Source organism: Streptomyces sp. NPDC043996 (genome assembly GCF_056435225.1).
Map to the genome: position 1 here is coordinate 165032 of NZ_JBWKEY010000014.1, position 26820 is coordinate 191851.

Below are 26820 nucleotides of genomic sequence, written 5' to 3' on the forward strand. Positions count from 1 at the left end.
CCGGTGGTGTGAAAGGCCCTGAACAGGGTTGCGGCGGTACGAGTGTTCGTACCGCCGCTGGCATGTTCACCGGGTTACCAAGCGTCCTCGATATGTTGCCCATCAGGTCGGGAACCTTGCCCGTCACCTGGTGCGGCTGGCCCGTAATCGACGGGTCGACGTCGCGTGGGTGCTCGATGGCCATGCTTCGGTCCGTGGGGCCAACTCGTGCGGTTAAAGGTAATCCTCTCGGATGTCCTTGGTCTCGCGGGCCGTTGACTCCTTTGTACTCCTGTCCTGGGGCGAGCGGAAGCCCTGGCCGCACTTCTTTACTTTTAGGTTCAAACAAGGATGAATCGGGCGTACGTTTCCGGTCGCCCCTTGGGGCACGTCGGAACCGTCCGCGCGGGGTGCGATCGCACCGTCCGCGCGGAGTGTGCTCACCCCGTCTGTGCGGGGCCCGGTCACGCGTCACGCGCGCGTGCCTGTCGCGCCTCTTCTGGGGGCGGGTATCAGGCCCCTCCGGCGCCGGTCAGCCCGCGGCTGCGGCGCGGCGGCGGCTGGCGAACCAGACCAGGCCCGCGGTGGCGGCCGCGGCGCCCACGGCGGCAGCGGCGACGAGCGCGGGGCGCGGCGGCGCGGGCAGCCGCTGCTTGAGCCGCACGGGCCGGTGGAAGTCCAGGATCGGCCACTCGCGCGCGAGGGCCTCGCGGCGCAGGGCCCGGTCCGGGTTGACCGCGTGGGGGTGCCCGACGGACTCGAGCATCGGCACGTCGGTGGCCGAGTCGCTGTAGGCGTAGCAGCGCTCCAGGTCGTAGCCCTCCGACTCGGCCAGCTCCTTGATCGCCTCCGCTTTGGTCGGGCCGTACGCGTAGTACTCCACCTCGCCGGTGAAGCAGCCGTCCTCGCCGACGACCATCCGCGTGGCCACCACCCGGTCCGCGCCGAGCAGTTCGCCGATCGGCTCGACGACCTCGGCGCCCGAGGTGGAGACGATCACGACGTCCCGGCCCGCCGTGTGGTGCTCCTCGATGAGGGAGGCCGCCTCGTCGTAGATGATCGGGTCGATCAGGTCGTGCAGGGTCTCGGCGACGATCTCCTTGACCTGCTGCACGTTCCACCCCCGGCACAGCGCGGACAGGTACTCGCGCATGCGCTCCATCTGGTCGTGGTCGGCGCCGCCGGCGAGGAACACGAACTGGGCATATGCGGTACGCAGTACCGCTCTGCGGTTGATCAGACCGCCTTGGTAGAACGACTTGCTGAAGGTGAGGGTGCTCGACTTCGCAATGACCGTCTTGTCCAGGTCAAAGAAGGCGGCTGTGCGAGGCAAGGAGTGGTTTTCCACGAGCCCGAGCATAGGCGCCCACCATTCGGCGTAAGCTGAGGCGCGTGGGTTTGCCTGAGAAGGCTCTCGGGTACACCATGGAAGTCACGGATCGTTCGCGACCGTGCTAACCCGGTCTGGCTCCTCCCCCCCCGAGTCGGACCGAGGGGACGACCCCCGCTCTCCCCCCCGGCGGGGGTCGTCGCATGTCCGGGTGGGTTTTCATTCCGCTTCTCCGCGCTCGCGCGATCGTCGGACCGCCTCGACGGCCGATGAGGCGCCGCTGAGCCTTGCCCAAGATTCATCACTGTGCGTAGTCATGGGGCTGCGCTGTGGAAGTCGTTCGGGTCGTCACCGGTATGGGTGACGGAGATATTCACAGCCCCCGTCTTCTCCACAGTTATTGACCAAGATCCACACGATTTCCGGGATCGCAGCACGCTGATTCCGCTCGTGAAGTTCATGGCCGGATTGCACTGGCGGGCCTTCGCGAGCGCGGATCGGGATGCGCACACGTGCGCATTCGAGGACTTGCAGCGAGAGGGGGCTGGAGATCGTGGCCGGAGTCATTACGGGCGATGTGTCGCCGCCGTCCGAGGGGCGGCCCGCCGCACCACTGATCGTCACCGAGGACGCGGACCTGCTGGATGACCTGCTGCGGCTGTGCGCCGCGGCGGGCGCGCGGCCCGAGGTGCACCACGGGGTGCCCGAGCGCGGGGGCGGCTGGGAGTCGGCCCCGCTGGTCCTGGTCGGGGACGACGCGGTGACACGGGTGCGCGGGGCCGAGCGGCGGCGAGGGGTCGTTCTGGTTGGGCGGGATCAGGACGACTCGGACGTGTGGCGGCGGGCGGTGGAGATCGGCGCCGAGCAGGTCCTCGTCCTGCCGGACGGCGAGCAGTGGCTGGTGGACCGCATCGCGGACGTCGCCGAGGGCGTGGGGCGGCCCGCGCTCACCGTCGGAGTCATCGGCGGCCGCGGCGGCGCGGGGGCGTCCACGCTGGCGTGCGCGCTGGCCGTCACCTCCGCGCGCCAGCGGCGCACGATGCTCATCGACGCGGACCCACTGGGCGGCGGGCTCGACGTCCTGCTCGGCGGCGAGGCGGCGGAAGGGCTCCGCTGGCCCGCCTTCGCCCAGTCGCGCGGCCGGGTCGGCGGCGGCGCCCTGGAGGAGTCCCTGCCCGAGCTGCACGACCTGCGGGTCCTGAGCTGGGACCGGGGCGACACGGTGGCCGTCGCCCCAGGTGCCATGCGGGCCGTCCTGGCCGCCGCCCGCAGGCGCGGCGGCGTGGTCGTCGTGGACCTGCCGCGCCGTGTGGACGAGACGGTGGGGGAAGCGCTGGCCCAGCTGGACGTCGGTCTGCTGGTGGTGCCCCGTGAGCTGCGCGCCGTGGCCGGGGCGCGCCGGGTGGCCTCGGCCGCGGGCATGGTGCTCAGGGATCTGCGGGTCGTGGCCGCCGCCGGGCGGTCGGGCCCTGGAGTGCTCGAGGGCGGCGATGGCCTCGACGCGGACGAGATCGCGCGGCTGCTAGGTCTGCCGCTCGTCGGCGAGCTGCCCTGGGAGCACGGCCTCACGGCGGCCCAGGACGGCGGGCGGCCGCCCGGCGGCCTCGCGCGCGGGCCGCTCTCCCGGTTCTGCGCGGCCTTCTGGCAGCGACTTCCGGTCGATGCCAGCGGAGGGCGCGTATGAACGCGGTCGTGGGCGCGCGGATGCTGGACGGCGTGCGGCAGTGGCTCGCCGCGAACGGCACGGAGCCGACCCCGGCCCGCGTCGCCGAAGCACTGCGGGCGCAGGCAGGCGTCCTGGGGGACGCTGAAGTCCTCGGTGCCGCAGAGCAGTTGCGCTCCGAGCTCGTGGGCGCGGGCCCGCTGGAGCCGCTCCTGGCGGACCCGTCGGTGACGGACGTGCTGGTGTCCGCGCCGGACCGGGTGTGGCGGGACCGCGGCGGCGGCCTGGAGCTGACGGACGTGACGTTCGCGGACGCGACGGCCGTGCGGCGGCTCGCCCAGCGTCTCGCGGCCGTCGCGGGACGGCGCCTGGATGACGCGCGGCCCTGGGTGGACGCCCGCCTTCCGGACGGCACCCGCTTGCATGCGGTCCTCCCGCCGGTCGCCGTGGGCTCGGCATGTCTGTCGCTGCGGGTCGTGCGGCCCCGGGCCTTCACCCTCGCGGAGCTGACCGCGGCGGGCACGGTGCCGCCCGGTGGTGAGTCCGTCCTGCGAGCCCTCCTGGAGGCCCGCCTGTCGTATGTGATCAGCGGCGGCACGGGCAGCGGCAAGACGACGCTCCTGAGCACCCTGTTGGGCCTGGTCGGCCCGGGGGAGCGGATCGTCCTGGCCGAGGACTCCGCGGAGCTGCGCCCCGAGCATCCGCACGTGGTGCGCCTGGAGTCCCGGCCCGCGAACCAGGAGGGCGCGGGCGCCGTCGGCCTCGACGATCTCGTGCGCCAGGCCCTGCGGATGCGGCCGGACCGCCTCGTCGTGGGAGAGGTGCGGGGCGCGGAGGTGGTGCACCTGCTGGCCGCGCTGAACACGGGCCACGAGGGCGGCTGCGGCACGGTGCACGCGAACGCCGCGGCGGACGTCCCCGCCCGCCTGGAGGCCCTGGGCACGGCCGCCGGGCTCGACCGGGCGGCGCTGCACAGCCAGCTGGCGGCGGCGCTGTCGGTGGTGATCCACCTCGTGCGGGACCGGGGCGGCCGGCGCCGCATCGCAGAGGTGCACGTCCTTGAGCGGGAGGCCTCTGGGTTGGTGGCGACGGTGCCCGCGCTGCGGTGGGGCGAGCGCGGCTTCGTCCACGAGCGCGGTTGGCGGCGGCTGAGCGCGCTGCTCGGAAGCCGGGACGACCGGGGGGAGGAGACATGAGCGCGGTGGCGGCGTGCGGTGCGGCGCTGTGCGCGGGCGGCTCGGTGTGGCTTCTCGGCGGGCGGACGCGGGGCCGGGTGCGCAAACGGGCGAGGTCGGTGTGCGCGGCGGGCGATCCACGGGCCAGGGGGCGCCGGTGGCGGCGGGCGGCCGCCCGGGCGCGGACTCGGGTGGGCCGTGAAGTGTGGCTCCCTGTCGCCGGGTTGGCCGTCGCGTTTGTTGGGGAATCGGTGGCGCCGCTCTTGGCGGGTGCGGTCGGCATGCCACTGGCGCGGCGGGTGCGCGCGGCCAGGGCCGCCCGCCGGGCCCGGGTGCTGCGGGCGGACGCGGTGATCGCTCTGTGCGGGGCGCTCGCGGGCGAGGTGCGTGCGGGGCGGCAGCCGGGGGAGGCACTGCGGACGGCCACGGAGGGCCTGGACGCTCCAGCCGATCCCGGGGCAGCCGGTGGAGCCCCTGAAGAGCGGCTCGGCGGGGCGTGGCCGGGGGTGCTCGCGGCGGCGCGGTTCGGCGGGGACGTCCCCGGGGCGCTGCGCGACGCGGCGCGGGAGCCGGGCGCCGAAGGGCTGTTGGGGCTCGCGGCCTGCTGGCGGGTCGCCGTCGACCGGGGAGCCGGGCTCGCGGCGGGCCTCGAGCGCCTGGAGGGCGCCCTGAGGGCGGAGCGCGACCAGCGGTCGGACCTGCGCGCCCAATTGGCGGGCGCCCGCTCCACGGCGGTCCTGCTCGCCGGACTGCCCGCCCTCGGCCTGCTGATGGGCGCCGCGCTCGGTGCCGCACCGCTGCGGGTGCTGCTGCACACCGGGCCGGGATGGGGCTGCCTGCTGGTGGGCGGGCTCCTCGAAGGAGCGGGCGCCTGGTGGGCGCTGCGGATCGTGCGAAGGGCGGAGGGGTGATGACTGAAGCCGAGGTTATCCACAGGCTGGGGGTGACGGTGTGGGTAGCGGCGGCCGCGCTGTGGCTGATGCTCACGGTGATCGTGTCACGGCGTGAACGAGCGGTGGGACGCCGGGCTTTGGCGCTGCTGAGCGCGGACGGTCGGCCAGGGCGGTGGTGGTGCAGGAACCTCGCATGGCGCTCCCGTTGGAGTGGCCCGGCGCCTGGACGGCGGACAGCGGTGAGCCGTGGCCTGGCCGTGGCCGGAGCGGTGGCGGCCGGGTGGGTGCTGGTGGGCGGGGTGACGGGGCTCGTGGTCGGCGCGGGCCTTGGGTGGGCCGTGGCGCGGATACGCCGGAACGACGGACGGGCGGAGGAGTTCGACGCGGCGGAGGCCGCCCGTCAACTCCCGCTGGCGGCGGACCTCGTGGCGGCGTGTGTGGCGGCGGGCGCCGGACCGGTCGCGGCGGCGCAGGCGGTCGGGGAGTCCTTGCGGGGCCCGGTCGGCGACCGCCTCGCATGGGGCGCGGCCCAGGTGCGGCTCGGTGGTGAACCGGCGGACGCCTGGCGGCAGCTGGGTGGCATAGCGGGTGCGGGGGCGCTGGCCCGCCTCCTGGAGCGGGCCGGTGAGTCAGGGGCACCGGCGGCAGGACCGGTAGCGCGCCTCGCGGCGGACTGCCGGGCCGAGCGTGGCCGCGAGGCGACAGCCCGGGCCCGCAGGGCGGCGGTGGCGATGACGGCGCCGGTGGGGCTGTGCTTCCTGCCCGCGTTCCTCGTCATCGGAGTGCTGCCAGTGGTCATGGGCCTCGCGGGCGGACTGCTGGCTAGCCGCTGAGGGCGGCGCCTTGGGGCGAGGGGCTCCACGCAAGGGCCCTGCACGGGGGCTCTGCACAGGGGCTCGGAGGGGCGAAATGTCGTACGGCCGCCGGGACAGGGCGGCCATGGGGCGAGAGAAGGCGGCCGCAGGTAGGGAGGCAGCGGCCGCAGCCAACGACGGACATAGGTAACGAACGGACATCTCATGGGGGTTGTCATGCGAGGACGAGGACACGGTCTAGGGCGAGGGCAGGCCCAAGGCCAGAGCCAGAGCCAAGGCCAGGAGTGGATGAGGGGGTGGTCGGCGCGGCGGATGTGCCGACTGCGCGAGGGTGCCAATGACGTAGGCATGGCGACCTCCGAATACGCGATGGGGCTCATCGCAGCGGTGGGTTTCGCAGGTCTGCTCTACAAAGTGGTGACGAGCGGGCCGGTCCGCGCGGAGCTGCAGGCGCTGGTGGAGAGGGCGCTCCATGTGCCGTTCTGACGGGAGCGCTGCCCGGGTAAGGGGCGGTACTGCTGGCGCGGGCCGCGCGAAGGGGTGCGGCCCGCCCCGGGACGCCGGGTTCGTCACGGCGGAGGCGGCCGTCGTGCTGCCGACCCTGGTGCTGTTCACCATGGCGCTCGTGTGGGCCCTGCTGGCCGCGTCCGCGCAGATCCAGTGCGTGGACGCGGCCCGGGCCGGGGCCCGGGCGATGGCTCGCCAGGACCCGACGGGCACGGCGGTGGCGGCGGCCCGGCAGGCGGCACCGAAGGGCGCGCGCGTGGTGGTGCGCCGGGACGGGGATCTGGTGCGGGTCGAGGTGGCAGCCCCGGCACCGGGACCAAGAGCGCTGGGGCTCGGCGTGCGGCTGCGCGCGGAGGCCGTGGCGCTGGCCGAGGACACGGTGGGGGCGGGCCGGTGAGGCGGGCCTGGGGGCCAGTGAGACGGGGCGGCGGGCCGGGCGCGGACCGGGGTGCCGCCACGGTGTGGGCCGCCGTCGTCATGGCCGTGCTGTGCGCGATCACCGGCGCCGTCCTGGCGGTGGGGCAGGTGGTGGTGGCCCGGCACAAGGCGGGCGGCGCGGCTGACCTGGCGGCGCTCGCGGCGGCGGACCACTGGACGGACGGAGCGCGGCAGGCGTGCGCGGACGCCCGGCGGGTGGCCCTCGCACAGGGCACGCGCGTCGTGCGGTGTGCGCTGCGGGGCGAGGTGTCGGATGTCACGGCGACGGCGGAGTTCGGGCCGTTCGCGGTGGAGGTCAGGGCACGGGCGGGGCCTGCGGGTCCTGCGGGGTCTGTGGGTTCTACAGGGTCTGTGGGTCCTGCGGGGTCTGAGGGGTTTGAGGGGTCTGCAACACCCAGGGGGTCCATGGGACCTACGGGGCCTGCGGCGCAGGTGTGGCCGTCGGTTCCGGCGGTGCCTTCCGAACCGATGGGATCCACGCCCTCAGACTTCGCGGGCGACGGCGACGGCGACGGTGACGGTGACGGTGACGGTGATGGTGATGGTGACGGTGACGGCGATCGCGTCAGCCAGGGCGGGGCGCTGAATCCGGCGAAGCCAGCGTCGGTCAGCGCCCCCGCCGCCTCGGGGTCAGCCCGTGGGGGCGTCCTTGAGGAGCGTGGTGAGCAGGCGCACCGCACCGCGCTTGTGCAGGGGCTCGTTGCCGTTGCCGCACTTGGGGGACTGGATGCAGGAGGGGCACCCGGCCTCGCACTCGCAGGAGGCGATGGCCTCACGGGTGGCGGTGAGCCAGTCACGGGCGGTGTGGAAGGCGCGCTCGGCGAACCCGGCGCCGCCGGGGTGACCGTCGTACACGAAGACCGTAGGCAGCAGCGTGTCCGGATGCAGCGGCACGGAGACACCGCCGATGTCCCAGCGGTCGCACGTGGCGAACAGCGGCAGCATGCCGATGGAGGCGTGTTCGGCGGCGTGCAGGGCGCCGCCGAGTATCTCCGGGTTGATCCGGGCGGCGTCGAGCTGGTCCTCGGTGACCGTCCACCACACCGCGCGCGTGCGCAGGGTGCGCGGCGGCAGGTCCAGCTTGGTCTCGCCGAGGACCTCGCCCGTGATGAGCTTGCGGCGCAGGAAGGAGACGACCTGGTTGGTGACCTCGACGGAGCCGTAGCAGAGACGGCCGGGACCCCAGGGAATCTCGGTGTCCGTCTCCAGGACGGAGATGGCGGTGGTGTCGCGGGCGGTCGTCGAGTACGGCGGGACGGCCTCCTCGACGAGCGCGACGGAGTCCTCGAGGTCAAGGCGCCGGACGAGATACGTGCGGCCCTGGTGGAGGTGGACGGCGCCTTCGTGCACGGTCGTGTGCGCGGCGGAGGCGTCGACGGTGCCGAGCAGCCGCCCGGTGCCCTCCTCGACGACCTGCACGGGACGGCCGCCCTCGCCGCGGATGTCCGTGAGGTCGGCGGCGCGCTCGCGGCGGGTCCAGTGCCAGGCCGTCGTGCGGCGGCGCAGCAGCTTCGCGGCCTCCAGCTGCGGCAGCAGCTCCTCGGCGGCCGGGCCGAACAGCGGCAAGTCGTCCTCGGTGAGCGGGAGCTCCGCGGCGGCCGCGCACAGATGGGGCGCGAGGACGTACGGGTTGTCGGGGTCGAGGACGGTCGACTCGACGGGCTGCTGGAACAACGCGTCGGGGTGGTGGACGAGATACGTGTCCAGCGGGTCGTCGCGGGCCACAAGGACCGCCAGGGCGCCCTGGGCGGAGCGCCCGGCGCGGCCCGCCTGCTGCCACAGCGAGGCGCGGGTCCCCGGATAGCCCGCGATGAGGACGGCGTCCAGACCGGACACGTCCACGCCGAGTTCGAGCGCGGTGGTGGCGGCGAGGCCGAGGAGTTCCCCGGAGTGCAGGGCCTGCTCCAGGGCGCGGCGCTCCTCGGGGAGATAGCCGCCGCGGTAGGCGGCGACGCGGCGGGCCAGGGAGCGGTCGACCTCGCTGAGGCGTTCCTGGGCGATCACGGAGATCAGCTCGGCGCCGCGCCGGGAGCGTACGAAGGCGACGGAGCGGACGCCCTGGATGGTCAGGTCGGTGAGCAGGTCGGCCGTCTCTGCGGTGGCGGTGCGGCGGACCGGGGCGCCCTTCTCGCCGTGGAGTTCGGTGAGCGGCGGCTCCCAGAGGGCGAAGACGACCTCGCCCCGGGGCGAGGCGTCGTCCGACACCTCGGTGACGGGCAGCCCGGTGAGGCGCCGCGCGGCGACCGAGGGGTCGGCGGCCGTCGCGGAGGCGAGGAGGAAGACGGGGTCGGAGCCGTAGCGGGCGCACAAGCGCCGCAGACGGCGGAGGACTTGGGCGACGTGCGAGCCGAAGACGCCGCGGTAGGTGTGGCACTCGTCGATGACGACGTAGCGCAGCGCGCGCAGGAAGGAGGACCAGCGGGGGTGGGAGGGAAGGATTCCGCGGTGCAGCATGTCGGGGTTGGTCAGCACGTAGTTGGCGTACTGGCGCACCCACTCGCGCTCCTCGACGGGGGTGTCGCCGTCGTACACGGCGGGCCGGACGGCGTTGCCGAGGGGCTCGGCCAGGGCGCGCACGGCGCGGCGCTGGTCGGCGGCGAGGGCCTTGGTGGGGGCCAGGTACAAGGCGGTGGTGCCGCGGCCGTTGGGGGCTTCGGCGCCGTCCAGGAGGGTGGAGAGCACCGGTGTGAGATATGCCAAGGACTTGCCGGACGCGGTGCCGGTGGCGACGACGACGGACTCGCCGTCCAGCGCGTGTTCGGCGGCGCGTGCCTGGTGGGCCCAGGGGTGATCGATTCCGGCCTTCTGGACGACGGCGATGACCTCGGAGCGGATGCGATCGGGCCAGACGGCATAGCGGGCCGCCCTGGGGGGCAGGTGCTCCGTATGAGTGACGCGCGCAGCTCGGCTCGGCCCCGTGGTCAGCCGGTCAAGGACCGTCCGCGGGGAGACGCGGGCCGGGGTGTCCGCCGAGGGTCCTCCGGAAGGGGAAAAGTTGGCCATCGGCATCGAGTGTGTCACTGCGGGGATGGACAATGGTCCTAAGGCGTCGTGCACGCCTGCCCGTAAGTGATTGAATGCCATCGCGGCTGGCGATCCGTCCCGGGGGCGTGGGCCGAGGTGTCCCGAGGGGCGACCGCTCGATAGCAAGGTGCTGGAGGATCCGTGGACCTGTCTCTGTCGACCCGTACCGTCGGCGATCGTACGGTCGTCGAGGTCGGTGGCGAAATCGATGTTTATACCGCGCCCAAGCTGCGCGAGCAGTTGGTCGAGTTGGTGAACGACGGCAGCTTCCATCTCGTCGTCGACATGGAGCGCGTGGACTTCCTCGACTCCACCGGACTCGGCGTGCTGGTCGGTGGCTTGAAGCGCGTGCGGGCCCATGAGGGCTCGCTGCGCCTGGTGTGCAACCAGGAGCGCATTCTCAAGATCTTCCGCATCACCGGCCTGACCAAGGTGTTCCCGATCCACACCTCGGTCGAGGAAGCGGTCGCGGCCACCGACTGAGCCGGATGTCCCGGGCCTCGCCCGGGGCTCCGGGCGAGGCCCGGAGTGGCAGTACGGCGGAGGGCCGGGCCGTCGGCCCGGCCCTCCGACAGCACGCGTGTATGTCCGAGGGGGACGCATGGCCACCGTTGAACTCCGCTTCAGCGCGCTGCCCGAGCACGTCAGGACCGCCCGACTGGTGGCGGCCGCGGTGGCGCGACGGGCAGGGGTGGACGAGGCCGTCCTCGACGAGGTCAGGCTCGCGGTCGGCGAGGCCTGCACCCGGGCTGTGGGTCTGCATCAGGCCGCCGGCATCACACAGCCCGTGCGGGTGGCGCTGGTCGAAGAGGAGAAGCAGTTCTCCATCGAGGTCGGCGACGAGGCGCCGCGGGTCGTGCCCGCGGACGCGTCCGGCGGGCGTCCCGGCGCGGGCGAGGACCCGGAGGCCGAGGGCGAGGACGAGATGGGCCTCGCGGTCATCAGCGGCCTCGTGGACGACGTGGAGGTCACCGCGAACGAGAGCGGGGGCCTGATCCGGATGAGCTGGCCGACGACCCCCTAACGGCTTCTGGCGGGGGCGCCCTCAGCAGGCCCCTTGTGTGGCCCCCGGTGTCTCAGCCGGGCCCGTGGCCACCGCGCCGCCCCCGTTTCGCGCTGCGCGCTCGTCCTCAAGCGCCGGACGGGCTTGTTCTGACCGCCGTCGCAACGCCGGACGAGCTTGATCTGCCTGCCGTCGCAACGCCGGACAGGCTTGATCCGTCCGCCGTCGCGGGGCTTGCTCGTCGCTGGACGCCGGGGCTTTCCTGACCGTCGCCATATTCATTGCATATATCTGCCACACATATCTGTTCGCCGTATGCGTGAGCAGATTTTTTGTTTGTGTGACTGGTGGGGCGATGGATGACGGTGATCGTCGATCAAGTCAGCGGGCGGCGTCAATGCTTTTGGGGCATTACCGCTTTCGGGGTCAATCATCTCGCGCGATCTTTTGTGTACCCGCACCTGTGCGCCAATTCCGTTGACGGCGCTCTGTTTTGATCAGGTCCGGCTCCCTACAATCCGTCCACATCTTGAGCTCAGCCCAAGCGTCAAGGAGGACGAATGGCGGGGCTTTCTACCCCTCATCAGTTTGACCACCCCTCAATCCTCGCGGGTCCGGTACTGACCGACGACAACCGGCTCATCGTGATGGTCATCGCGGCCGTCGCGATCGCGGCGCTGGCGGTCGCCTGGGTGCTCGTGCGCCAGGTGCTCGCGGCCGGCGAGGGCACCGACAGCATGAAGAAGATCGCGGCAGCGGTACAGGAAGGCGCGAATGCCTATCTGTGGCGGCAGTTGCGGACCCTCGGCGTTTTCGCCGTCGTGGTGTTCTTCCTGCTCATGCTGCTCCCCGCGGACGACTGGAATCAGCGCATCGGCCGGTCGGTGTTCTTCCTGATCGGCGCGGCGTTCTCGGCCACCACCGGCTATATCGGTATGTGGCTCGCCGTGCGCAGCAATGTCCGCGTGGCCGCCGCGGCCAGGGAAGCGACACCGGCGGAAGGCGAACCGGAAAAGGATCTCACCGCCGTATCGCACAAAGCCATGAAGATCGCTTTCCGTACGGGCGGCGTCGTCGGCATGTTCACGGTGGGGCTCGGTCTGCTCGGCGCCTCCTGTGTGGTGCTCGTGTACGCGGCCGACGCGCCGAAGGTCCTGGAGGGCTTCGGCCTCGGGGCCGCGCTGATCGCGATGTTCATGCGTGTCGGAGGCGGCATCTTCACCAAGGCCGCCGACGTCGGCGCCGACCTGGTCGGCAAGGTCGAACAGGGCATTCCGGAGGACGATCCGCGCAATGCCGCGACCATCGCCGACAACGTGGGCGACAACGTCGGCGACTGCGCGGGGATGGCCGCGGACCTCTTCGAGTCGTACGCCGTCACGCTCGTCGCCGCGCTGATCCTCGGCAAGGCCGCGTTCGGAGACTCCGGCCTCGCCTTCCCGCTGATCGTCCCGGCGATCGGTGTGGTCACCGCGATGATCGGCATCTTCGCCGTGGCGCCCCGGCGCTCCGACCGCAGCGGCATGACCGCCATCAACCGCGGCTTCTTCATCTCGGCGTTCATCTCGCTCGCGCTCGTCGCGGTGGCGGTCTTCGTGTACCTGCCGTCGTCGTACGCCGACTTGAAGGGCGTCGAGGACGCGGCGATCCTGGCGAAGGACGGCGACCCGCGGATCCTCGCGGTGGTGGCCGTGGCCATCGGCATCGTCCTGGCCGCCCTGATCCAGCAGCTCACCGGCTACTTCACCGAGACCAACCGGCGCCCGGTCAAGGACATCGGCAAGACCTCGCTCACGGGGCCGGCCACCGTCATCCTCGCCGGCATCTCCATCGGGCTCGAATCGGCCGTCTACACCGCGCTGTTGATCGGGCTCGGCGTGTACGGGGCGTTCCTGCTCGGCGGCGCCTCGATCATGCTCGCCCTGTTCGCGGTGGCGCTCGCCGGTACCGGCCTGCTCACCACCGTCGGCGTCATCGTCGCCATGGACACCTTCGGTCCGGTCTCCGACAACGCGCAGGGCATCGCCGAGATGTCCGGCGATGTCCAGGGCGCGGGCGCGCAGGTGCTCACCGACCTGGACGCCGTCGGCAACACCACCAAGGCCATCACCAAGGGCATCGCCATCGCCACGGCCGTCCTCGCGGCCTCGGCGCTGTTCGGCTCGTACCGCGACGCGATCGCCGAGGCCGCCGACGACGTCGGCCAGAAACTCGGTGACGGCGCGCCGATGAACCTGGTGATGGACATCTCACAGCCGAACAACCTGGTGGGCCTGATCCTCGGCGCCGCGGTCGTCTTCCTCTTCTCGGGGCTCGCGATCAACGCGGTGTCGCGGTCGGCGGGGGCCGTGGTCTACGAGGTGCGGCGGCAGTTCCGCGAGCGTCCCGGGATCATGGACTACACCGAGCAGCCGGAGTACGGGCGCGTCGTCGACATCTGCACCAAGGACGCGCTGCGCGAGCTGGCCACGCCCGGACTGATCGCCGTGCTCACGCCGATCGCGGTCGGGTTCACGTTCGGCGTCGGCGCGCTCGGCGCGTTCCTCGCTGGCGCGATCGGCACAGGCACGCTGATGGCGGTGTTCCTCGCCAACTCCGGTGGCGCGTGGGACAACGCGAAGAAGCTCGTCGAGGACGGTCACCACGGCGGCAAGGGCAGCGAGGCCCACTCCGCGACGGTGATCGGCGACACGGTCGGCGACCCGTTCAAGGACACCGCGGGCCCGGCGATCAACCCGCTCCTGAAGGTGATGAACCTGGTGGCGCTGCTCATCGCGCCCGCGGTCGTCAAGTTCAGCTACGGGGAGGACAAGAGCGTCGCGATGCGCGTGCTGATCGCGGCCCTTTCCATCGCGGTCATCGTCGGCGCGGTGTACGTCTCCAAGCGGCGCGGGATCGCCGTCGGGGACGAGGGCAACGCGGGCCAGGTGGCGAAGTCGGTGGACCCGGCGATCGTCTCGTAGCCCGGTCCTTACCGTCTTGGTCCGTTCCAACACGCGGGCGGGCGGCGCCTTTTGAGGCGCCGTCCGCCCGTGGCGCGTCCGCGGGCCGCCGCGGGCCGCGTGAGCCTTCTCTCGGCCCGCTCGCCTTGGTGCAAATGGCTGCAATAGGGGGGTAACGGGCCCCTGGCATGCGGTCGCCGCCCGGGTGGCGTGTAAGTTCCGGGGCCGAGAGCCATGGAAGGGACCAATCCGGTGAACAAGAAGCTCGCGGCCGCGCTGTCCGGCGGTGCGGTACTGGTACTGGCGCTGTCGGGATGCAGCAGTGACGACGGCAACAAGAAGCTGGACGACTGGGCCGAGAAGGTCTGTGACACGGCGGTCCAGCCGCAGTCCAAGAAGATCGCCGACGCCAATGCCGCGATCAAGAAGCAGACCGCGGACAACAGCTCGCCGGAAGAGGTCAAGAAGACCGACTCGCAGGCGTTCCAGGACATCTCCGACGCCTACAAGGAGCGCAGCGCCGCCCTGAAGAAGGCGGGCGCCCCGCCGGTCGACGACGGTGAGAAGAAGCTGACCGACGCCACCAAGGAGCTGGACGGCCTCGCCAAGTCGTACGCGGACCTGAAGGCGCGGACCGACAAGCTCAACACCAAGGACCAGTCGGCCTTCGCGGACGACCTCGCGAAGGTCGCCGAGGAGCTGGGCAAGCTCAGCAAGAGCGAGAACACCGCGCAGAAGCGGCTGGAGTCCGGTGAGGTCGGCAAGGCGATGCGGAAGCAGGACGGCTGCAAGGCCGGAAGCTCACCGTCGGCGTCCTGACGTACCGTCTCCGACGGTCGGCTGACGTACGTCCGCCAAAGGCGTCCTGACGGTACGTCCGCCGACGCTCGGCCCTAGGGGTGCCCCTCCGACGCGGGGCGCCCCTTCCGCGTGTGCCGGGCCTTCGCTACGCCCCGATCCGCACCGCGCCGACCGCCACCGTCGTGTAGCGCATCGTGAAGCCGCCTCCCGCCGCGTCCACGGCGGCCCCGACCTCCCTGAGGACCGCCGCAAGGCGGTCGGGCGGGAGCTGGGTGTGGCCGCCGGTCGTGGGCAGCTGATCCAGCCACTCGTCGCGCGTGTAGGGGCGTTCCCAGTCGAACCGCCACTCTTCGGGGGCGCCGAACAGGTCCGTGCGCCGCATGCCGTCGGCCGCCTTGGCGCCGAGGTCCGCGTACGGGTCCGTGGGGGACGCCGTCCACTGGCGGGCGGCCAGGGAGCCGGGCAGCAGCCGGTGGTAGATCGCGGCGAAGGCCCCGGCCAGCTCGCCCGGAGGGCTCCCCGCGTTCCAGAACGCCGTGAGGCGGCCGCCCGGCCGCAGCGCCCGCGCGGCCCTGGCCGCGCCCGCGACCGGGTCCACCCAGTGCCAGGTCTGCCCGGAGACGACCGCGTCGAAGGCCCGGCCCGCCGGGTCCCAGGCCTCGAACGCCGCCACCTCGACGCGCAGGCCGCGCTGTCGCGCCCAGGCGGCCATCCGCGCGTCGACCTCCACGCCGAGCACCTCGCACCCGGCCGCCTGGAACTGACGGGCGGCGATGCCGGTACCCGTACCGACATCCAGGAACGAAGGGCCGGGGCTCGCGGCGACGATCCGGTCCACCAAGGCCTGCGGATAGCGGGGCCGGGCGCGGTCGTAGCGCTCGGCGTCCGCGCCGAACGACGTGGCCAGCGCGTGGTGTTGATGTGGTTCGCGTTCAGGGGAAGAGGGCTGCCACGACGGTATAGTGGGCATGTGCCCACTATGGGTGGGCACATGCCCACTCGTCAATCGTCGCGCCGGTCGTGAGTCCGCCGGTCGTGAGTCCGCCCATCGTGAATTCGCTCGTCGTGAGTCCGCCCGGCGTGCGGAGAGGAGCCGTGCTGTGCCGACAGGAGTAGCCATCCGCGACGTGCGCGAGCAACTCTTCGATGCCGCCGAGCGGGTCCTGCTGCGGGCCGGGCCGAGCGCGCTGACCAGCAGGGCGGTCACCACGGAGGCGGACTGCGCGAAGGGCGTCCTGCACCGGCACTTCGCCGACTTCGACGCCTTCCTCGCCGAGCTCGTCCTCGACCGCGTCGCCCGGATCGACCGTCAGGCCGCCGTCCTGCGCGAGGCCGCAGGGAGCGGCACCGTGGCCGGCAACCTCAGCGGCGCCCTCACGGAGCTTTTCGGGTCGGTCGCCGTGGCCATCGTCGGCCTCGTCACCTCCCGGGACGAGCTCAGGGCCCGGCTGCGCGCGGCCCGGCCGACCGGGGTGCCGGTGCTCGCGGAGGCCACCGCGATGATCGCCGCGTATCTCACCGCCGAGCGGGACCTCGGCCGCGTCGCGCCCGGCGCCGACGTCGAGACGCTCGCCCCCACGCTGATCGGCGCCGGACACCTGCTGTTCGCCGACCGCAAGGGCACCCCGCCGGAGGCCGGAGCAGTGGAGAAGGTCGTGGCGACGGTCATCGGGGGCGTGGCGTAAGGACCGTTGTCCAGGAGCATGGGGCTTACCTGTGCCTGTTGTCTGTGCCTGTTGCCTGTACCTGCCGTCTGCGCCTGTTGTCTGCGCCTGTTGTCCGTGCCCGTTGTCCGTGCCCGTTGTCCGAGTCTGCTTGTCCGTGTCTGTGCGCGGCGCTCTCCGGCCGCGCTCTCTGATCCGGCCAACGGCTCCGCCCCCCCGCCAATGGCTCCGTCCCCCCGGCCGACAGCGGAGCCCGCCGCCACGGGTCACAATGTGGGCGTGAGTGATGGCCTGCCTTTGTCCGACCGTTCCGGCGCTTTCGACGCCTCCGGTGCCTTTGATGTCCCAGCGGTCTCCGCGGTTTCCGCCCGGTTGAGGGAGGCCCTCCTGGGGGCCGACTTCACCGCGGACGGGCTGCTCGAACTCCTGGGGGCGTCCGCGTACGCCGCCCTCGCGCGCAGCGAGACCGTGCCCGCGCTGCGGGCCACACGGGGCGATGGCGCCCTGGAGACACTCGTACGGCTCTTCCTGCTCCAGCGTTCCGTGCCGCACGCGCGCGTGGAGGGCGTTCTGCCGGTCGGTCTTCTCCTGGAGAGCGGTTGGCTCGTGGAGGACAAGGACGCGGACGGGGCGGGCGGACTGCGGGCGACCGTCGACGTACGGCCGTACGGAGGGCCCGACGGCGAGGACTGGTTCATCGTCTCCGACCTCGGGTGCGCGGTCGGCGGGGCCGGTGGCATCGGCAGCCGCGACGAAGGCGTGGTGCTCGGCGTCGGCGGTGCCTCCACGACGCTCGCCGGGATCACCGTGCGCACGCCGGTGGCCAGCGCCCTGGACGTGGGCACCGGCTCCGGCATCCAGGCCCTGCACGCCGCCCAGCACGCGACCCGGGTCACCGGGACCGACCTGAACCCGCGCGCCCTGCACTTCGCGCGGCTCACGCTCGCGCTCTCCGGGGCGCCGGAGGTGGACCTGCGCGAGGGCTCGCTGTACGAGCCGGTGGACGGCGAGACGTACGACCTGATCGTGTCGAACCCGCCGTTCGTGATCTCCCCGGGCGCCCGGCTCACGTATCGGGACGGCGGCATGGGCGGGGACGATCTGTGCCGCTCGATCGTTCAGCAGGCGGGGGCCAGGCTGAATGAAGGGGGGTACGCGCAGTTTCTCGCCAACTGGCAGCACGTGGACGGCGAGGAGTGGACGGATCGGGTCCGCTCCTGGGTGCCGCGAGGCTGTGACGCGTGGATCGTGCAGCGCGAGGTGCAGGACATCACGCAGTACGCGGAGCTGTGGCTGCGCGACGCCGGGGACCACCGCATGGACCCGGCCGAGTACGCGGCGCGCTACGACGCGTGGCTCGACGAGTTCGAGGCCCGCGGGACCAAGGGCGTCGGCTTCGGCTGGATCACCCTGCGCAAGTCCGGGGCCGCCGAGCCGTCCGTGACGATCGAGGAGTGGCCGCACCCCGTCGAACAGCCGCTCGGCGAGACGGTCCGGTCTCACTTCGCCCGCCAGGACTACCTGCGGACGCGCGACGACGCGGCGCTGCTCGCCGACCACTTCAGGCTCGCCGGTGAGGTCGTACAGGAGCAGGTCGGCCTGCCGGGCGCCGAGGACCCCGAGCACGTGGTGCTGCGCCAGAACCGGGGCATGCGCCGGGCGACCCGCGTGGACACGGTGGGCGCGGGCTTCGCGGGCGTGTGCGACGGCTCGCTCAGCGCCGGGCGCATCCTCGACGCCATCGCCCAGCTCATGGGCGAGGACCCGGTGGGTCTTCGCGACCGCACCCCGGCCCAGATCCGGCTCCTGGTGGAGCAGGGGTTCCTGGAGCCGGTGGTCGAGTAGGGCCGGGGTACGCCGCGAGGGCGCCATGGCGCCCGGGACGCGTACGGCTGGTGAGCGGTCTTTCTACGTAACGTGACGACCGGCCATCGCTGCCCGTGACCCATGGCCCCACCCACCCGGAGTCAGCCCTTCCGCGTTGGGAACCGGCCATTGTCCGCCCCGCCTCGCCGCCCGCCGTTCACCCGGACTTCGCGGTTCCGCCGCCTGGGCGTGCCAGCGTCCGCAACCGGGGCACCCAAGAGGGGGCCGTGGACCGGGACGGCACGGGAGGCCAGGCCATGGAGAGCGGACCAGCGATCTTCGCCGGGACGGTGTTCGCGCTGTTCGGGGCCGCACTGCTGCTGTGGACCGGGGCCCGGGTCGCCCACCGGGCGCCCGTGGCCCACGGCGTGCACCAGACCGCGGCCGCCACGCTGACCTCCTTGGCCGGCTTCGCCGCCCTGGCCCTGGCGGTGTGGTCCTTCACGCGCGCATGAGCCCGGTGTGGTCCTTCACGCGCGCGTGAACCCGGCCGACGCGCGCGTGAGCCCGACCGCGGAGCCCGTAAGACCGGCCGCCGAGCCCGTCGCGGGGCGTCCAGGCCCCGCCCCTTCCCCCACCAGGGACCCCGCCCCTCGCACCCCGTGAATCGGCCATCGGCCGCGTCCTCGAACGCCGGACGGGCTTGAATCGCGGCCGGTCAGGGCCCAGTGGCCAGCCCAGGCGGCAGGAATGGCGGTAGTCGGGTTACCGTTCGAGTGGCCGTTGCGGGCTTTTCCCGTTTGACACGGGGGCGGGATGTACCGTCACACTCCGCAGCGACAGCGCAACCGCAAGCGCCGTCACGGCGACCCCCCGGGGCGCCGTCCCCGCACTGCCTACCGAGCGTCGACCGGAGAGAAGAGCGAAGTTGTCCCCGACCAGCGAGACCGCACAGGGCGGCCGCCGACTCGTCATCGTCGAGTCCCCTGCCAAGGCGAAGACGATCAAGGGCTACCTCGGCCCCGGATACGTAGTCGAGGCGAGCGTCGGGCACATCCGTGACCTTCCCAACGGCGCCGCGGAGGTCCCCGAGAAGTACACGGGCGAGGTGCGCCGCCTCGGCGTGGACGTCGAGCATGACTTCCAGCCCATCTACGTCGTCAACGCCGACAAGAAGGCGCAGGTCAAGAAGCTCAAGGATCTCCTCAAGGAGTCCGACGAACTCTTCCTCGCCACCGATGAGGACCGCGAGGGCGAAGCCATCGCGTGGCACCTCCTCGAGGTCCTGAAGCCCAAGGTCCCCGTCAAGCGCATGGTGTTCCACGAGATCACCAAGGACGCGATCCAGGGTGCCGTCGCCAACCCGCGCGAGCTCAACAAGCGCATGGTCGACGCCCAGGAGACCCGCCGCATCCTCGACCGCCTGTACGGCTACGAGGTCTCGCCGGTGCTGTGGAAGAAGGTCATGCCGCGGCTCTCGGCGGGCCGCGTGCAGTCCGTCGCCACCCGGCTCGTCGTCGAGCGCGAGCGCGAGCGCATCGCCTTCCGCTCCGCCGAGTACTGGGACCTGACCGGAACCTTCGGCACCGGTCGCGCCGGTGATCTGAGCGACCCCTCGCAGCTGGTGGCCCGCCTCACCACGGTCGACGGCAAGCGCGTCGCCCAGGGCCGCGACTTCGACTCCGTCGGGCAGCTGAAGAGCCAGAACACGCTGCACCTGGACGAGGCGAACGCCCGCGCGCTCGCCGCCGCCCTGGAGAACACGGACTTCTCGGTCCGCTCCGTCGAGTCCAAGCCGTACCGCCGCTCTCCGTACGCGCCGTTCCGTACGACGACGATGCAGCAGGAGGCCTCGCGCAAGCTCGGCTTCGGCGCGAAGGCCACCATGCAGGTGGCCCAGAAGCTGTACGAGAACGGCTTCATCACCTATATGCGTACGGACTCCACGACGCTGTCCGACACCGCGGTCACGGCGGCGCGCACGCAGGTCACGCAGCTGTACGGCAGCGACTACCTGCCGGACAAGCCGCGCACGTACGCCGGGAAGGTCAAGAACGCGCAGGAGGCGCACGAGGCGATCCGCCCCTCGGGTGATCGTTTCCGCACGCCCGCCGAGACCGGTCTGACCGGCGACCAGTTCCGGCTCTACGAGCTGATCTGGAAGCGGACCGTCGCCTCCCAGATGAAGGACGCCACGGGCAACTCGGTCACCGTGAAGATCGGCGGCCGCACCGCCGACGGCCGGGACGCCGAGTTCAGCGCGTCCGGCAAGACCATCACCTTCCACGGCTTCCTCAAGGCCTACGTAGAGGGCGCCGACGACCCGAACGCCGAGCTGGACGACCGCGAGCGCCGTCTGCCGCAGGTCTCCGAGGGCGACGCGCTGTCCGCCGACGACATGTCCGTCGACGGCCACGCCACCAAGCCCCCGGCCCGCTACACCGAGGCCTCCCTGGTCAAGGAGCTCGAAGAGCGCGAGATCGGCCGCCCGTCGACGTACGCGTCGATCATCGGCACCATCCTGGACCGCGGCTACGTCTTCAAGAAGGGCACGGCCCTGGTGCCGTCCTTCCTCTCCTTCGCCGTGGTCAACCTCCTGGAGAAGCACTTCGGGCGGCTCGTCGACTACGACTTCACCGCCCGCATGGAGGACGACCTCGACCGCATCGCGCGCGGCGAGGCCCAGGCCGTGCCGTGGCTGCGGCGGTTCTACTTCGGCGAGGGCGACGGCACCGGGACGACCGGTGGCGCGGCGGACGCCGGGAACGGCGACGGCGACCACCTCGGCGGCCTCAAGGAGCTCGTCACCGACCTGGGCGCGATCGACGCCCGCGAGGTGTCGTCCTTCCCCGTAGGCGACGACATCGTGCTGCGCGTCGGCCGGTACGGCCCCTACGTAGAGCGCGGTGAGAAGGACTCCGAGAACCACCAGCGCGCGGACGTCCCGGACGACCTGGCTCCGGACGAGCTGACGGTCGCGTACGCGGAGGAGCTGCTCGCCAAGCCGAGCGGCGACTTCCAGCTCGGCACGGACCCCGAGACGGGCCGCGAGATCGTCGCCAAGGACGGCCGCTACGGCCCGTACGTCACCGAGGTGCTCCCCGAGGGCACCCCGAAGACCGGCAAGAACGCGGTCAAGCCGCGCACGGCCTCGCTCTTCAAGGCGATGTCCCTGGACACGGTGACCCTGGCGGACGCGCTCAAGCTGATGTCGCTGCCGCGCGTCGTCGGCACGGACGCCGAGGGCGTGGAGATCACCGCGCAGAACGGGCGCTACGGCCCGTACCTGAAGAAGGGCACGGACTCGCGCTCCCTGGAGACCGAGGACCAGCTCTTCACGATCACCCTCGACGAGGCCCTGGAGATCTACTCCAAGCCGAAGCAGCGCGGCCGCGCCGCCGCGAAGCCGCCGCTCAAGGAGCTCGGCGAGGACCCGGTCAGCGGCAAGCCCGTCGTCGTCAAGGACGGCCGCTTCGGCGCGTACGTGACGGACGGCGAGACCAACGCGACGCTGCGGGCGGCCGACTCCGTGGAGGACATCACCCCGGAGCGCGGCTACGAGCTCCTCGCGGAGAAGCGGGCCAAGGGCCCCGCGAAGAAGACCGCCAAGAAGGCGGTGAAGAAGGCTCCCGCGAAGAAGACGGCAGCCAAGAAGACCGCCGCCAAGAAAACGACGGCTAAGAAGACGGCCGCCAAGAAGACGACCACTACGAAGAAGGCCGTCGCCAAGAAGACGGCGACCGCCGAGGCCGCCGACTGACGTCGGAGCGGCCGGGCCCAGAGGGCCGGGCCCTGGACCGTCGGGTCCGAGTGTGACGTTTCGCGGTCCGGCACGTCAGGCTTCTGTGGACGGCGCCCGTATGTTCGGGCGTCGTCCCCGGGGACGACGGGCCTCCAGATAGGCTGGACGGATGACGCGTGCCGAGCAGCCACCCGCCACGTCCACGGCGCCCGACGACTCCCTGGTCGCGGATTCCCGCGAGCGTGCGGTGCGGGCCCTGCTGCGCGCACCGCAGCTGAAGCGGCTGTGGAGCGCGCACCTCGTCGGGAGCGTCGGTGACGCCCTGGCGCTGCTCGTGCTCGTCGTCCTCGGCCTGCAGGCGGCCATCGCGGACGGCTCGTTCGGCGGCGGCTACCGAGGCGTCGCGATCGCCGTCACCGCCGTCTTCGGGGCGCGCATCCTGGCGACGCTGCTCTTCGGAGCGGTGCTGCTCGGCCCCCTCACGTCCCTGACCTCGCCCGACGGGCCCCTGGACCGCCGCTGGACCATGGTCGGCGCCGACGGCGTGCGGGCCGCGCTGCTGATCTGCGCGCCCCTGTGGATCGACTGGACGCCGGACAGCGCGCTCGCCGTGCTCCTCGTCACCTCCTTCGTCGTCGGCGTCAGCGAGCGCTTCTGGACGGTCGCCCGCGAGAGCGCCGCGCCCGCGCTGCTGCCCATGCCGCCTCCGGAAGGCGCCGCCGTGCGCCCGCTGCCGGACCACATGGACGCCCTGCGGCGCCTTTCGCTGCGTACGGGATTCATCGCGCTGCCGCTGGCCGCGTTCGCGCTCGTCGCGGTCACGCTCGTCAGCAACCTGCTCGGCTCCGGAGTCGACTGGTTCGACCTGCACCAGGCGGGGCTCGCCGCGTTCTTCGCGGCCGGACTGTTCGCGGCGTCCGCGACGATCGTCTACGCCCTGCGCCTGCCCGGCACCCAGACCCCCCGCGCGCGAAGCCCCCTGGAGGGCCTGCGCAGGCCCCGTACGGGAAGCGGCGCCGACAAGGGCCGTACGGGCACCATCCCGCTGCTCGTCGCCGCCTGCGCCGCCGTCGCCGGAGCCGTCGCCTCGGCCGTCGCGGTCGCCGTGCTGCACGCCAAGGACCTGCAGGGCGGGCCCGTCACCTACGGCCTGTTCGTCTGCGCCCTGACCGGCGGCACCGTCGTCGGCATCCGGCTCGCCCCCGCGCTGCTGCCGTCCCTGTCGCGCCGCCGCCTGCTCGCCCTCGCGATCGCCCTGACCGGCGTCGCGCTGCTCGTGGCCGGGCTCGTGCCGGACCTGACGACCGTGCTCCTCATCCTGCTGCTCGCGGGCGTCGCGGCGGGCGTCGCCGCCAACACCGGGCACGCGCTGCTCGACCAGGAGGTCGAGGACTACCGCAGGGCGCGCACCACCGAGCACCTCCAGGCGGCCGTACGGCTCACCGTGGCGCTCGCCGCGCTCGTGGCACCGCTGCTCGCCGCCGTCATCGGGCCGCACCGCATGGCCAACGGCAAGTTCGTCTTCGACCACGGGGGCGCCTCCTTCACGCTGATGCTGGTCGGCGCGCTGCTGCTGCCCGTGGCCGCGCTCGTCCTCGCCAAGGCCGACGACCGGCAGGGCGTGCCGCTGCGCCACGACCTGCGGGACGCGCTGCGCGGCGGCGACGACCCGGTGCAGACGCCCGCCGACTCCGGCTTCTTCATCGCCCTGGAGGGCGGCGACGGAGCGGGCAAGTCCACACAGGCCGAGGCGCTCGCCGACTGGATCCGCGGCAAGGGCCACGAGGTCGTCGTCACGCGCGAGCCGGGCGCCACGCCGGTCGGCAAGCGGCTGCGGTCGATCCTCCTGGACGTGTCGTCGGCCGGTCTCTCGCACCGCGCGGAGGCACTGCTGTACGCGGCCGACCGCGCGGAGCACGTCGACACCGTCGTGCGGCCCGCCCTCGCGCGCGGGGCCGTGGTGATCTCCGACCGGTACATCGACTCGTCCGTGGCCTACCAGGGCGCGGGCCGCGACCTGTCGCCCACCGAGGTGGCCCGCATCAACCGCTGGGCGACCGGCGGCCTCGTACCGCATCTGACCGTCCTGCTCGACGTGGCGCCCGAGGCGGCCCGCGAGCGCTTCACCGAGGCGCCCGACCGCCTGGAGTCCGAGCCCGCCGAGTTCCACGCGCGCGTGCGCTCCGGTTTCCTCACGCTGGCCGCCGCCGACCCCGGGCGGTACCTGGTCGTCGACGCCGCCCAGGAGCCGGAGGCGGTCACCACCGTCATCCGGCACCGCCTCGACGTCGTCCTGCCGCTCTCCGAAGCCGAGGTCAAGGCCCAGGAAGAGGCCCGCCGCAAGGCCGAGGAGGAGGCGCGGCGCCGCGCCGAGGAGGAAGCGGCCCGCAAGGCCGAGGAGGAGCGCAAGGAGCGCGAACGCCAGGAGCAGCTCGCCAAGCTGCGCGCCGAGGAGGAAGAGCGCAAGCGGCGCGAGCTGGAGGAGGCCCAGCGTCGCGAGGCCGAGCGCCAGGCCGAGGAGGCCCGGCAGCGCGCCGAGGAGGCCCGCCGGAAGGCCGAGGAGGAGCGCGCCCGGCGCCTCGCCGAGGAACAGGCGCGGGCCGCCGAGGAGGAGCGTCGCCGCCGCGAGGCCGAGGAGGAGGCGCGGCTGCGCGCCGAGGCGGAGGAGCGGCGCCTGGAGAAGCAGCGCAAGGCGGAGGAGGCGCTGCGTCGGGCGGAGGAGGCGCGACGCCTCGCGGAGGCGGCCGAGGCCGCGACGGCGATGCGGACGCCCCCGCCGCCGCCTCCGGTCAAGGCACCGGCCCCGGCGGCACCGCCCGCCCCGCCGGAGTCGCCGAAGCCGCCGCGGTTGTCGAAGTCGCCGGACGCGCCCGCCGCCTCCACCGCGCCCACGACACCCGCCATGCCCGACAACGAGACCACCGTCCTGACGCCGGTCGTGGACCCGAACGCGGCGCGCCCGGCCGACGAGACGGCGAAGCTGCCCCGGGTCACCGAGGGCGGAGCCGCTGGTGCCGCCGGTTCCTCTGGTTCCGGTGCCGCCGATGAGACCGCTGTGCTTCCGCAGGTGCGTGTGCTTGGTGCGGCGGACGAGACGGCGGTGCTTCCGCAGGTACGGGAGGACGGCGGCGGCGCGGCGCGTGCTGACGTGTCGGACAAGGTGCCGCCCGGCTACTTCCGCGACGAGCGTCCGGCGCGGGGCGGCGACGTCGGTCCGAACGAGCGTACGCGCGAGCTTCCCCAGGTCGACGAGCACGGCGTCCCGCGCCGCGCCCGCTCCGACTGGGCGGAGGAGACGCCGCTGGACGACCTGCCGTCGCTCGCGGACGAACTGCTCGGCGGGGCGCGCGAGGACGAGCCGGAGGACGGCGGCGGGCGGCAGCGCTGACACCTGGCTCGGGTGGCGGGCGGCAGCGCTGACACCCGGGCTCGGGCGGCGCGCTGTTGACCGTACGACGGCGTGAAAGCCCAGGTCACCACGGTCGCGGGCGGCGTTGTCAGTGCCGTGCCCCACAATGATTTCCGACAGCGCGGCACGTGACGCGGCAGCAAGGCGAAGGCGGTGACCCATGCCGGTATGGGACGACCTGGTGGGCCAGGAGAAGGTGAGCGAGCAGCTCGCGGCCGCCGCGCGGGACGCCGACACCCTGGTCACCGCCGTCGGCACGGACGCGCCGCCGCCCGAGTCGTCGAAGATGACGCACGCCTGGCTGTTCACCGGCCCGCCCGGCTCCGGCCGTGCCGACGCCGCCCGTGCCTTCGCCGCCGCCCTGCAGTGCGTGAGCCCGGACCGCGCGCTCGGCGGCGAACCCGGCTGCGGCTTCTGCGACGGCTGCCACACGAGTCTGATCGGTACGCACGCGGACGTGGAGGTCATCCGCACCGACCTGCTGTCGATCGGCGTCAAGGAGACCCGTGAGCTGGTCCGCCGCGCCCAGCTCTCGCCCGCCGGGGGCCGCTGGCAGGTCATCGTCATGGAGGACGCCGACCGCCTCACCGAAGGCGCGGGGAACGTCCTCCTGAAGGCCGTCGAGGAGCCCGCCCCCCGCACGGTGTGGCTGCTCTGCGCGCCCTCCCTGGAGGACGTGCTGCCCACGATCCGCTCCCGCTGCCGCCACCTGACGCTGCGCACCCCGTCGGTGGCCGCCGTCGCCGACATGCTGGTGCGGCGCGACGGCATCGAGCCGGAGGCCGCCGCGGCCGCCGCCCGCGCCACCCAGGGCCACATCGCGCGCGCCCGCAGCCTCGCGACCGACGAGCGCGCGCGCCAGCGCCGGGCCGCCGTCCTCAAGCTGCCGCTGCGCGTCGAGGAGATCGGCGGCTGCCTGAAGGCCGCCCAGGAGCTGATCGACACGGCCGCCGATGAGGCCAAGCAGGTCGCCGAGGACGTGGACGCCAAGGAGACCGAGGACCTGAAGACGGCGCTCGGCGCGGCCCAGGGCGGCCGGATGCCGCGCGGCACGGCGGGCGTGATGAAGGAGCTAGAGGACAAGCAGAAGCGCCGCAGGACCCGCACCCAGCGCGACAGCCTCGACCTGGCGCTCATCGACCTGACCGGGGTCTACCGGGACGTGCTGGCCCTCCAGTTGGGCTCCCGGGTGCCCCTCGCCAACACGGAGGTGCAGGACATGGTGGAGCGGATAGCGCGCGGTACGACGCCGGAGTCGACGCTGCGCCGCATCGAGGCCATCGGCGCGTGCCGCACGGCGCTGGACCGCAACGTGGCGCCGCTGCTTGCGGTGGAGGCGATGACGGTGGCACTGCGGGCGGGGTGAGCGGGGCGCTTGCGTTGGCGGGGTTGGGGGTCGGGCTGGGCTGGGGGTCGGGCTGGGCTTGGCGGGGTTGGGCGTTGGGCTTGGTTGGGCTGGGCGTCGGTCTTGCTCCGGCTGGGCTGGGCGTTGCGCTGGGCTTGGCGGGGTTGGGCGTTGGGCTGGGCTTGGTTGGGTTGGGCGTCGGGCTGGCCTTGGCTGGGTTGGGCGTTGCGCTGGGCTCGGCTGGGCTGGGCGTCGGACTTGCTCCGGCTGGGCTGGGCGTCGGG

At 72.8% G+C, this 26820-nt stretch carries 19 protein-coding genes and 1 pseudogene; 17 read left to right on the plus strand and 3 right to left on the minus strand.

Annotated elements, in window-relative coordinates; all coding sequences use genetic code 11:
- Positions 1-511: 511 nt before the first annotated feature.
- Positions 512-1339: an HAD family hydrolase gene (locus AC07A4_RS31985; RefSeq protein WP_478605405.1), complete on the minus strand. Its 828-nt coding sequence runs from the start codon at positions 1337-1339 to the stop codon at positions 512-514.
- A 523-nt stretch (positions 1340-1862) separates the two neighbouring features.
- Here AC07A4_RS31985 and ssd point away from each other — a divergent pair.
- The 7 genes and pseudogenes from ssd to AC07A4_RS32020 form a co-directional block, all read left to right on the plus strand.
- Positions 1863-2993, plus strand: a complete 1131-nt coding sequence (gene ssd, locus AC07A4_RS31990) for a septum site-determining protein Ssd (RefSeq protein WP_478605407.1) — start codon at positions 1863-1865, stop codon at positions 2991-2993.
- Positions 2990-4168, plus strand: a complete 1179-nt coding sequence (locus AC07A4_RS31995) for a TadA family conjugal transfer-associated ATPase (protein WP_478605408.1) — start codon at positions 2990-2992, stop codon at positions 4166-4168. Before ssd ends, AC07A4_RS31995 begins: the two co-directional genes overlap by 4 nt.
- Positions 4165-5058 carry a type II secretion system F family protein gene (locus tag AC07A4_RS32000; RefSeq protein WP_478605410.1) on the plus strand — a complete coding sequence of 298 codons (894 nt, stop codon included), beginning with the start codon at positions 4165-4167 and terminating at the stop codon, positions 5056-5058. The genes AC07A4_RS31995 and AC07A4_RS32000 overlap by 4 nt, the downstream gene beginning before the upstream one ends.
- Positions 5058-5873 (plus strand): type II secretion system F family protein, encoded by an 816-nt coding sequence (locus tag AC07A4_RS32005; RefSeq protein WP_478605412.1) that lies wholly within the window; start codon positions 5058-5060, stop codon positions 5871-5873. The genes AC07A4_RS32000 and AC07A4_RS32005 overlap by 1 nt, the downstream gene beginning before the upstream one ends.
- Before the next feature lie 330 nt (positions 5874-6203).
- Entirely contained in the window at positions 6204-6341 is a 138-nt protein-coding gene (locus AC07A4_RS32010; RefSeq protein ID WP_478605414.1) for a DUF4244 domain-containing protein, read from the plus strand.
- Positions 6328-6759 carry a TadE family type IV pilus minor pilin gene (locus AC07A4_RS32015; RefSeq protein ID WP_478605417.1) on the plus strand — a complete coding sequence of 144 codons (432 nt, stop codon included), beginning with the start codon at positions 6328-6330 and terminating at the stop codon, positions 6757-6759. Before AC07A4_RS32010 ends, AC07A4_RS32015 begins: the two co-directional genes overlap by 14 nt.
- An 80-nt stretch (positions 6760-6839) precedes the next feature.
- Positions 6840-7055, plus strand: a pseudogene (locus tag AC07A4_RS32020) (Rv3654c family TadE-like protein); the annotation flags it as partial.
- A gap of 375 nt (positions 7056-7430) precedes the next feature.
- Here the strand turns inward: AC07A4_RS32020 and AC07A4_RS32025 are convergent.
- Entirely contained in the window at positions 7431-9884 is a 2454-nt protein-coding gene (locus tag AC07A4_RS32025; protein ID WP_478605419.1) for a DEAD/DEAH box helicase, read from the minus strand.
- A gap of 81 nt (positions 9885-9965) precedes the next feature.
- Between AC07A4_RS32025 and bldG the strand changes: the two genes are divergently transcribed.
- From bldG to AC07A4_RS32045, 4 genes are all read left to right on the plus strand, one after another.
- Positions 9966-10307 carry an anti-sigma factor antagonist BldG gene (gene bldG / locus AC07A4_RS32030; RefSeq protein ID WP_030359667.1) on the plus strand — a complete coding sequence of 114 codons (342 nt, stop codon included), beginning with the start codon at positions 9966-9968 and terminating at the stop codon, positions 10305-10307.
- A gap of 118 nt (positions 10308-10425) precedes the next feature.
- Positions 10426-10848 carry an ATP-binding protein gene (locus tag AC07A4_RS32035; RefSeq protein ID WP_478605421.1) on the plus strand — a complete coding sequence of 141 codons (423 nt, stop codon included), beginning with the start codon at positions 10426-10428 and terminating at the stop codon, positions 10846-10848.
- A gap of 539 nt (positions 10849-11387) precedes the next feature.
- Positions 11388-13790 carry a sodium-translocating pyrophosphatase gene (locus AC07A4_RS32040; protein WP_478605424.1) on the plus strand — a complete coding sequence of 801 codons (2403 nt, stop codon included), beginning with the start codon at positions 11388-11390 and terminating at the stop codon, positions 13788-13790.
- A 213-nt stretch (positions 13791-14003) separates the two neighbouring features.
- Positions 14004-14588: a small secreted protein gene (locus tag AC07A4_RS32045; protein WP_478605427.1), complete on the plus strand. Its 585-nt coding sequence runs from the start codon at positions 14004-14006 to the stop codon at positions 14586-14588.
- A 127-nt stretch (positions 14589-14715) separates the two neighbouring features.
- Here the strand turns inward: AC07A4_RS32045 and AC07A4_RS32050 are convergent, their stop codons facing one another.
- The gene (locus AC07A4_RS32050; RefSeq protein WP_478605429.1) at positions 14716-15540 is read right to left on the minus strand and encodes a class I SAM-dependent methyltransferase; all 825 of its coding nucleotides are present in this window, start codon (positions 15538-15540) and stop codon (positions 14716-14718) included.
- Positions 15541-15670: 130 nt separating this feature from the next.
- Here AC07A4_RS32050 and AC07A4_RS32055 point away from each other — a divergent pair, with 130 nt between their 5' ends.
- The 6 genes from AC07A4_RS32055 to AC07A4_RS32080 all read left to right on the plus strand — a co-directional run bounded on the left by AC07A4_RS32055 (position 15671) and on the right by AC07A4_RS32080 (position 26557).
- Positions 15671-16255, plus strand: a complete 585-nt coding sequence (locus AC07A4_RS32055; RefSeq protein ID WP_478605432.1) for a TetR/AcrR family transcriptional regulator — start codon at positions 15671-15673, stop codon at positions 16253-16255.
- 201 nt (positions 16256-16456) lie between these two features.
- Positions 16457-18079, plus strand: coding sequence for a DUF7059 domain-containing protein (locus AC07A4_RS32060; RefSeq protein ID WP_478605435.1), 1623 nt, complete (start codon positions 16457-16459; stop codon positions 18077-18079).
- Between the two features lie 278 nt (positions 18080-18357).
- The gene (locus AC07A4_RS32065) at positions 18358-18555 is read left to right on the plus strand and encodes a hypothetical protein (protein WP_478605437.1); all 198 of its coding nucleotides are present in this window, start codon (positions 18358-18360) and stop codon (positions 18553-18555) included.
- Between the two features lie 413 nt (positions 18556-18968).
- Positions 18969-21800 carry a type I DNA topoisomerase gene (gene topA, locus AC07A4_RS32070; RefSeq protein WP_478605440.1) on the plus strand — a complete coding sequence of 944 codons (2832 nt, stop codon included), beginning with the start codon at positions 18969-18971 and terminating at the stop codon, positions 21798-21800.
- Positions 21801-21951: 151 nt separating this feature from the next.
- Positions 21952-25170: a dTMP kinase gene (gene tmk, locus AC07A4_RS32075; protein ID WP_478605442.1), complete on the plus strand. Its 3219-nt coding sequence runs from the start codon at positions 21952-21954 to the stop codon at positions 25168-25170.
- A 181-nt stretch (positions 25171-25351) separates the two neighbouring features.
- Positions 25352-26557, plus strand: a complete 1206-nt coding sequence (locus AC07A4_RS32080) for a DNA polymerase III subunit delta' (RefSeq protein ID WP_478605444.1) — start codon at positions 25352-25354, stop codon at positions 26555-26557.
- The last annotated feature ends 263 nt before the right edge of the window (positions 26558-26820 follow it).

Bases quoted from the DNA above. Each gene is read 5' to 3' on its own strand.
- AC07A4_RS32015 (WP_478605417.1), top strand. From the start codon at position 6,328: ATGTGCCGTTCTGACGGGAGCGCTGCCCGGGTAAGGGGCGGTACTGCT.
- AC07A4_RS32060 (WP_478605435.1), top strand. From the start codon at position 16,457: ATGGCTCCGTCCCCCCGGCCGACAGCGGAGCCCGCCGCCACGGGTCAC.
- AC07A4_RS32040 (WP_478605424.1), top strand. From the start codon at position 11,388: ATGGCGGGGCTTTCTACCCCTCATCAGTTTGACCACCCCTCAATCCTC.
- AC07A4_RS32025 (WP_478605419.1), bottom strand. From the start codon at position 9,884: ATGGCATTCAATCACTTACGGGCAGGCGTGCACGACGCCTTAGGACCA.
- AC07A4_RS32000 (WP_478605410.1), top strand. From the start codon at position 4,165: ATGAGCGCGGTGGCGGCGTGCGGTGCGGCGCTGTGCGCGGGCGGCTCG.
- AC07A4_RS32045 (WP_478605427.1), top strand. From the start codon at position 14,004: ATGGAAGGGACCAATCCGGTGAACAAGAAGCTCGCGGCCGCGCTGTCC.
- AC07A4_RS32010 (WP_478605414.1), top strand. From the start codon at position 6,204: ATGGCGACCTCCGAATACGCGATGGGGCTCATCGCAGCGGTGGGTTTC.
- AC07A4_RS32050 (WP_478605429.1), bottom strand. From the start codon at position 15,540: ATGCCCACTATACCGTCGTGGCAGCCCTCTTCCCCTGAACGCGAACCA.
- AC07A4_RS31995 (WP_478605408.1), top strand. From the start codon at position 2,990: ATGAACGCGGTCGTGGGCGCGCGGATGCTGGACGGCGTGCGGCAGTGG.
- tmk (WP_478605442.1), top strand. From the start codon at position 21,952: ATGACGCGTGCCGAGCAGCCACCCGCCACGTCCACGGCGCCCGACGAC.
- AC07A4_RS31985 (WP_478605405.1), bottom strand. From the start codon at position 1,339: ATGCTCGGGCTCGTGGAAAACCACTCCTTGCCTCGCACAGCCGCCTTC.
- AC07A4_RS32005 (WP_478605412.1), top strand. From the start codon at position 5,058: ATGACTGAAGCCGAGGTTATCCACAGGCTGGGGGTGACGGTGTGGGTA.
- AC07A4_RS32080 (WP_478605444.1), top strand. From the start codon at position 25,352: ATGCCGGTATGGGACGACCTGGTGGGCCAGGAGAAGGTGAGCGAGCAG.
- AC07A4_RS32065 (WP_478605437.1), top strand. From the start codon at position 18,358: ATGGAGAGCGGACCAGCGATCTTCGCCGGGACGGTGTTCGCGCTGTTC.
- AC07A4_RS32035 (WP_478605421.1), top strand. From the start codon at position 10,426: ATGGCCACCGTTGAACTCCGCTTCAGCGCGCTGCCCGAGCACGTCAGG.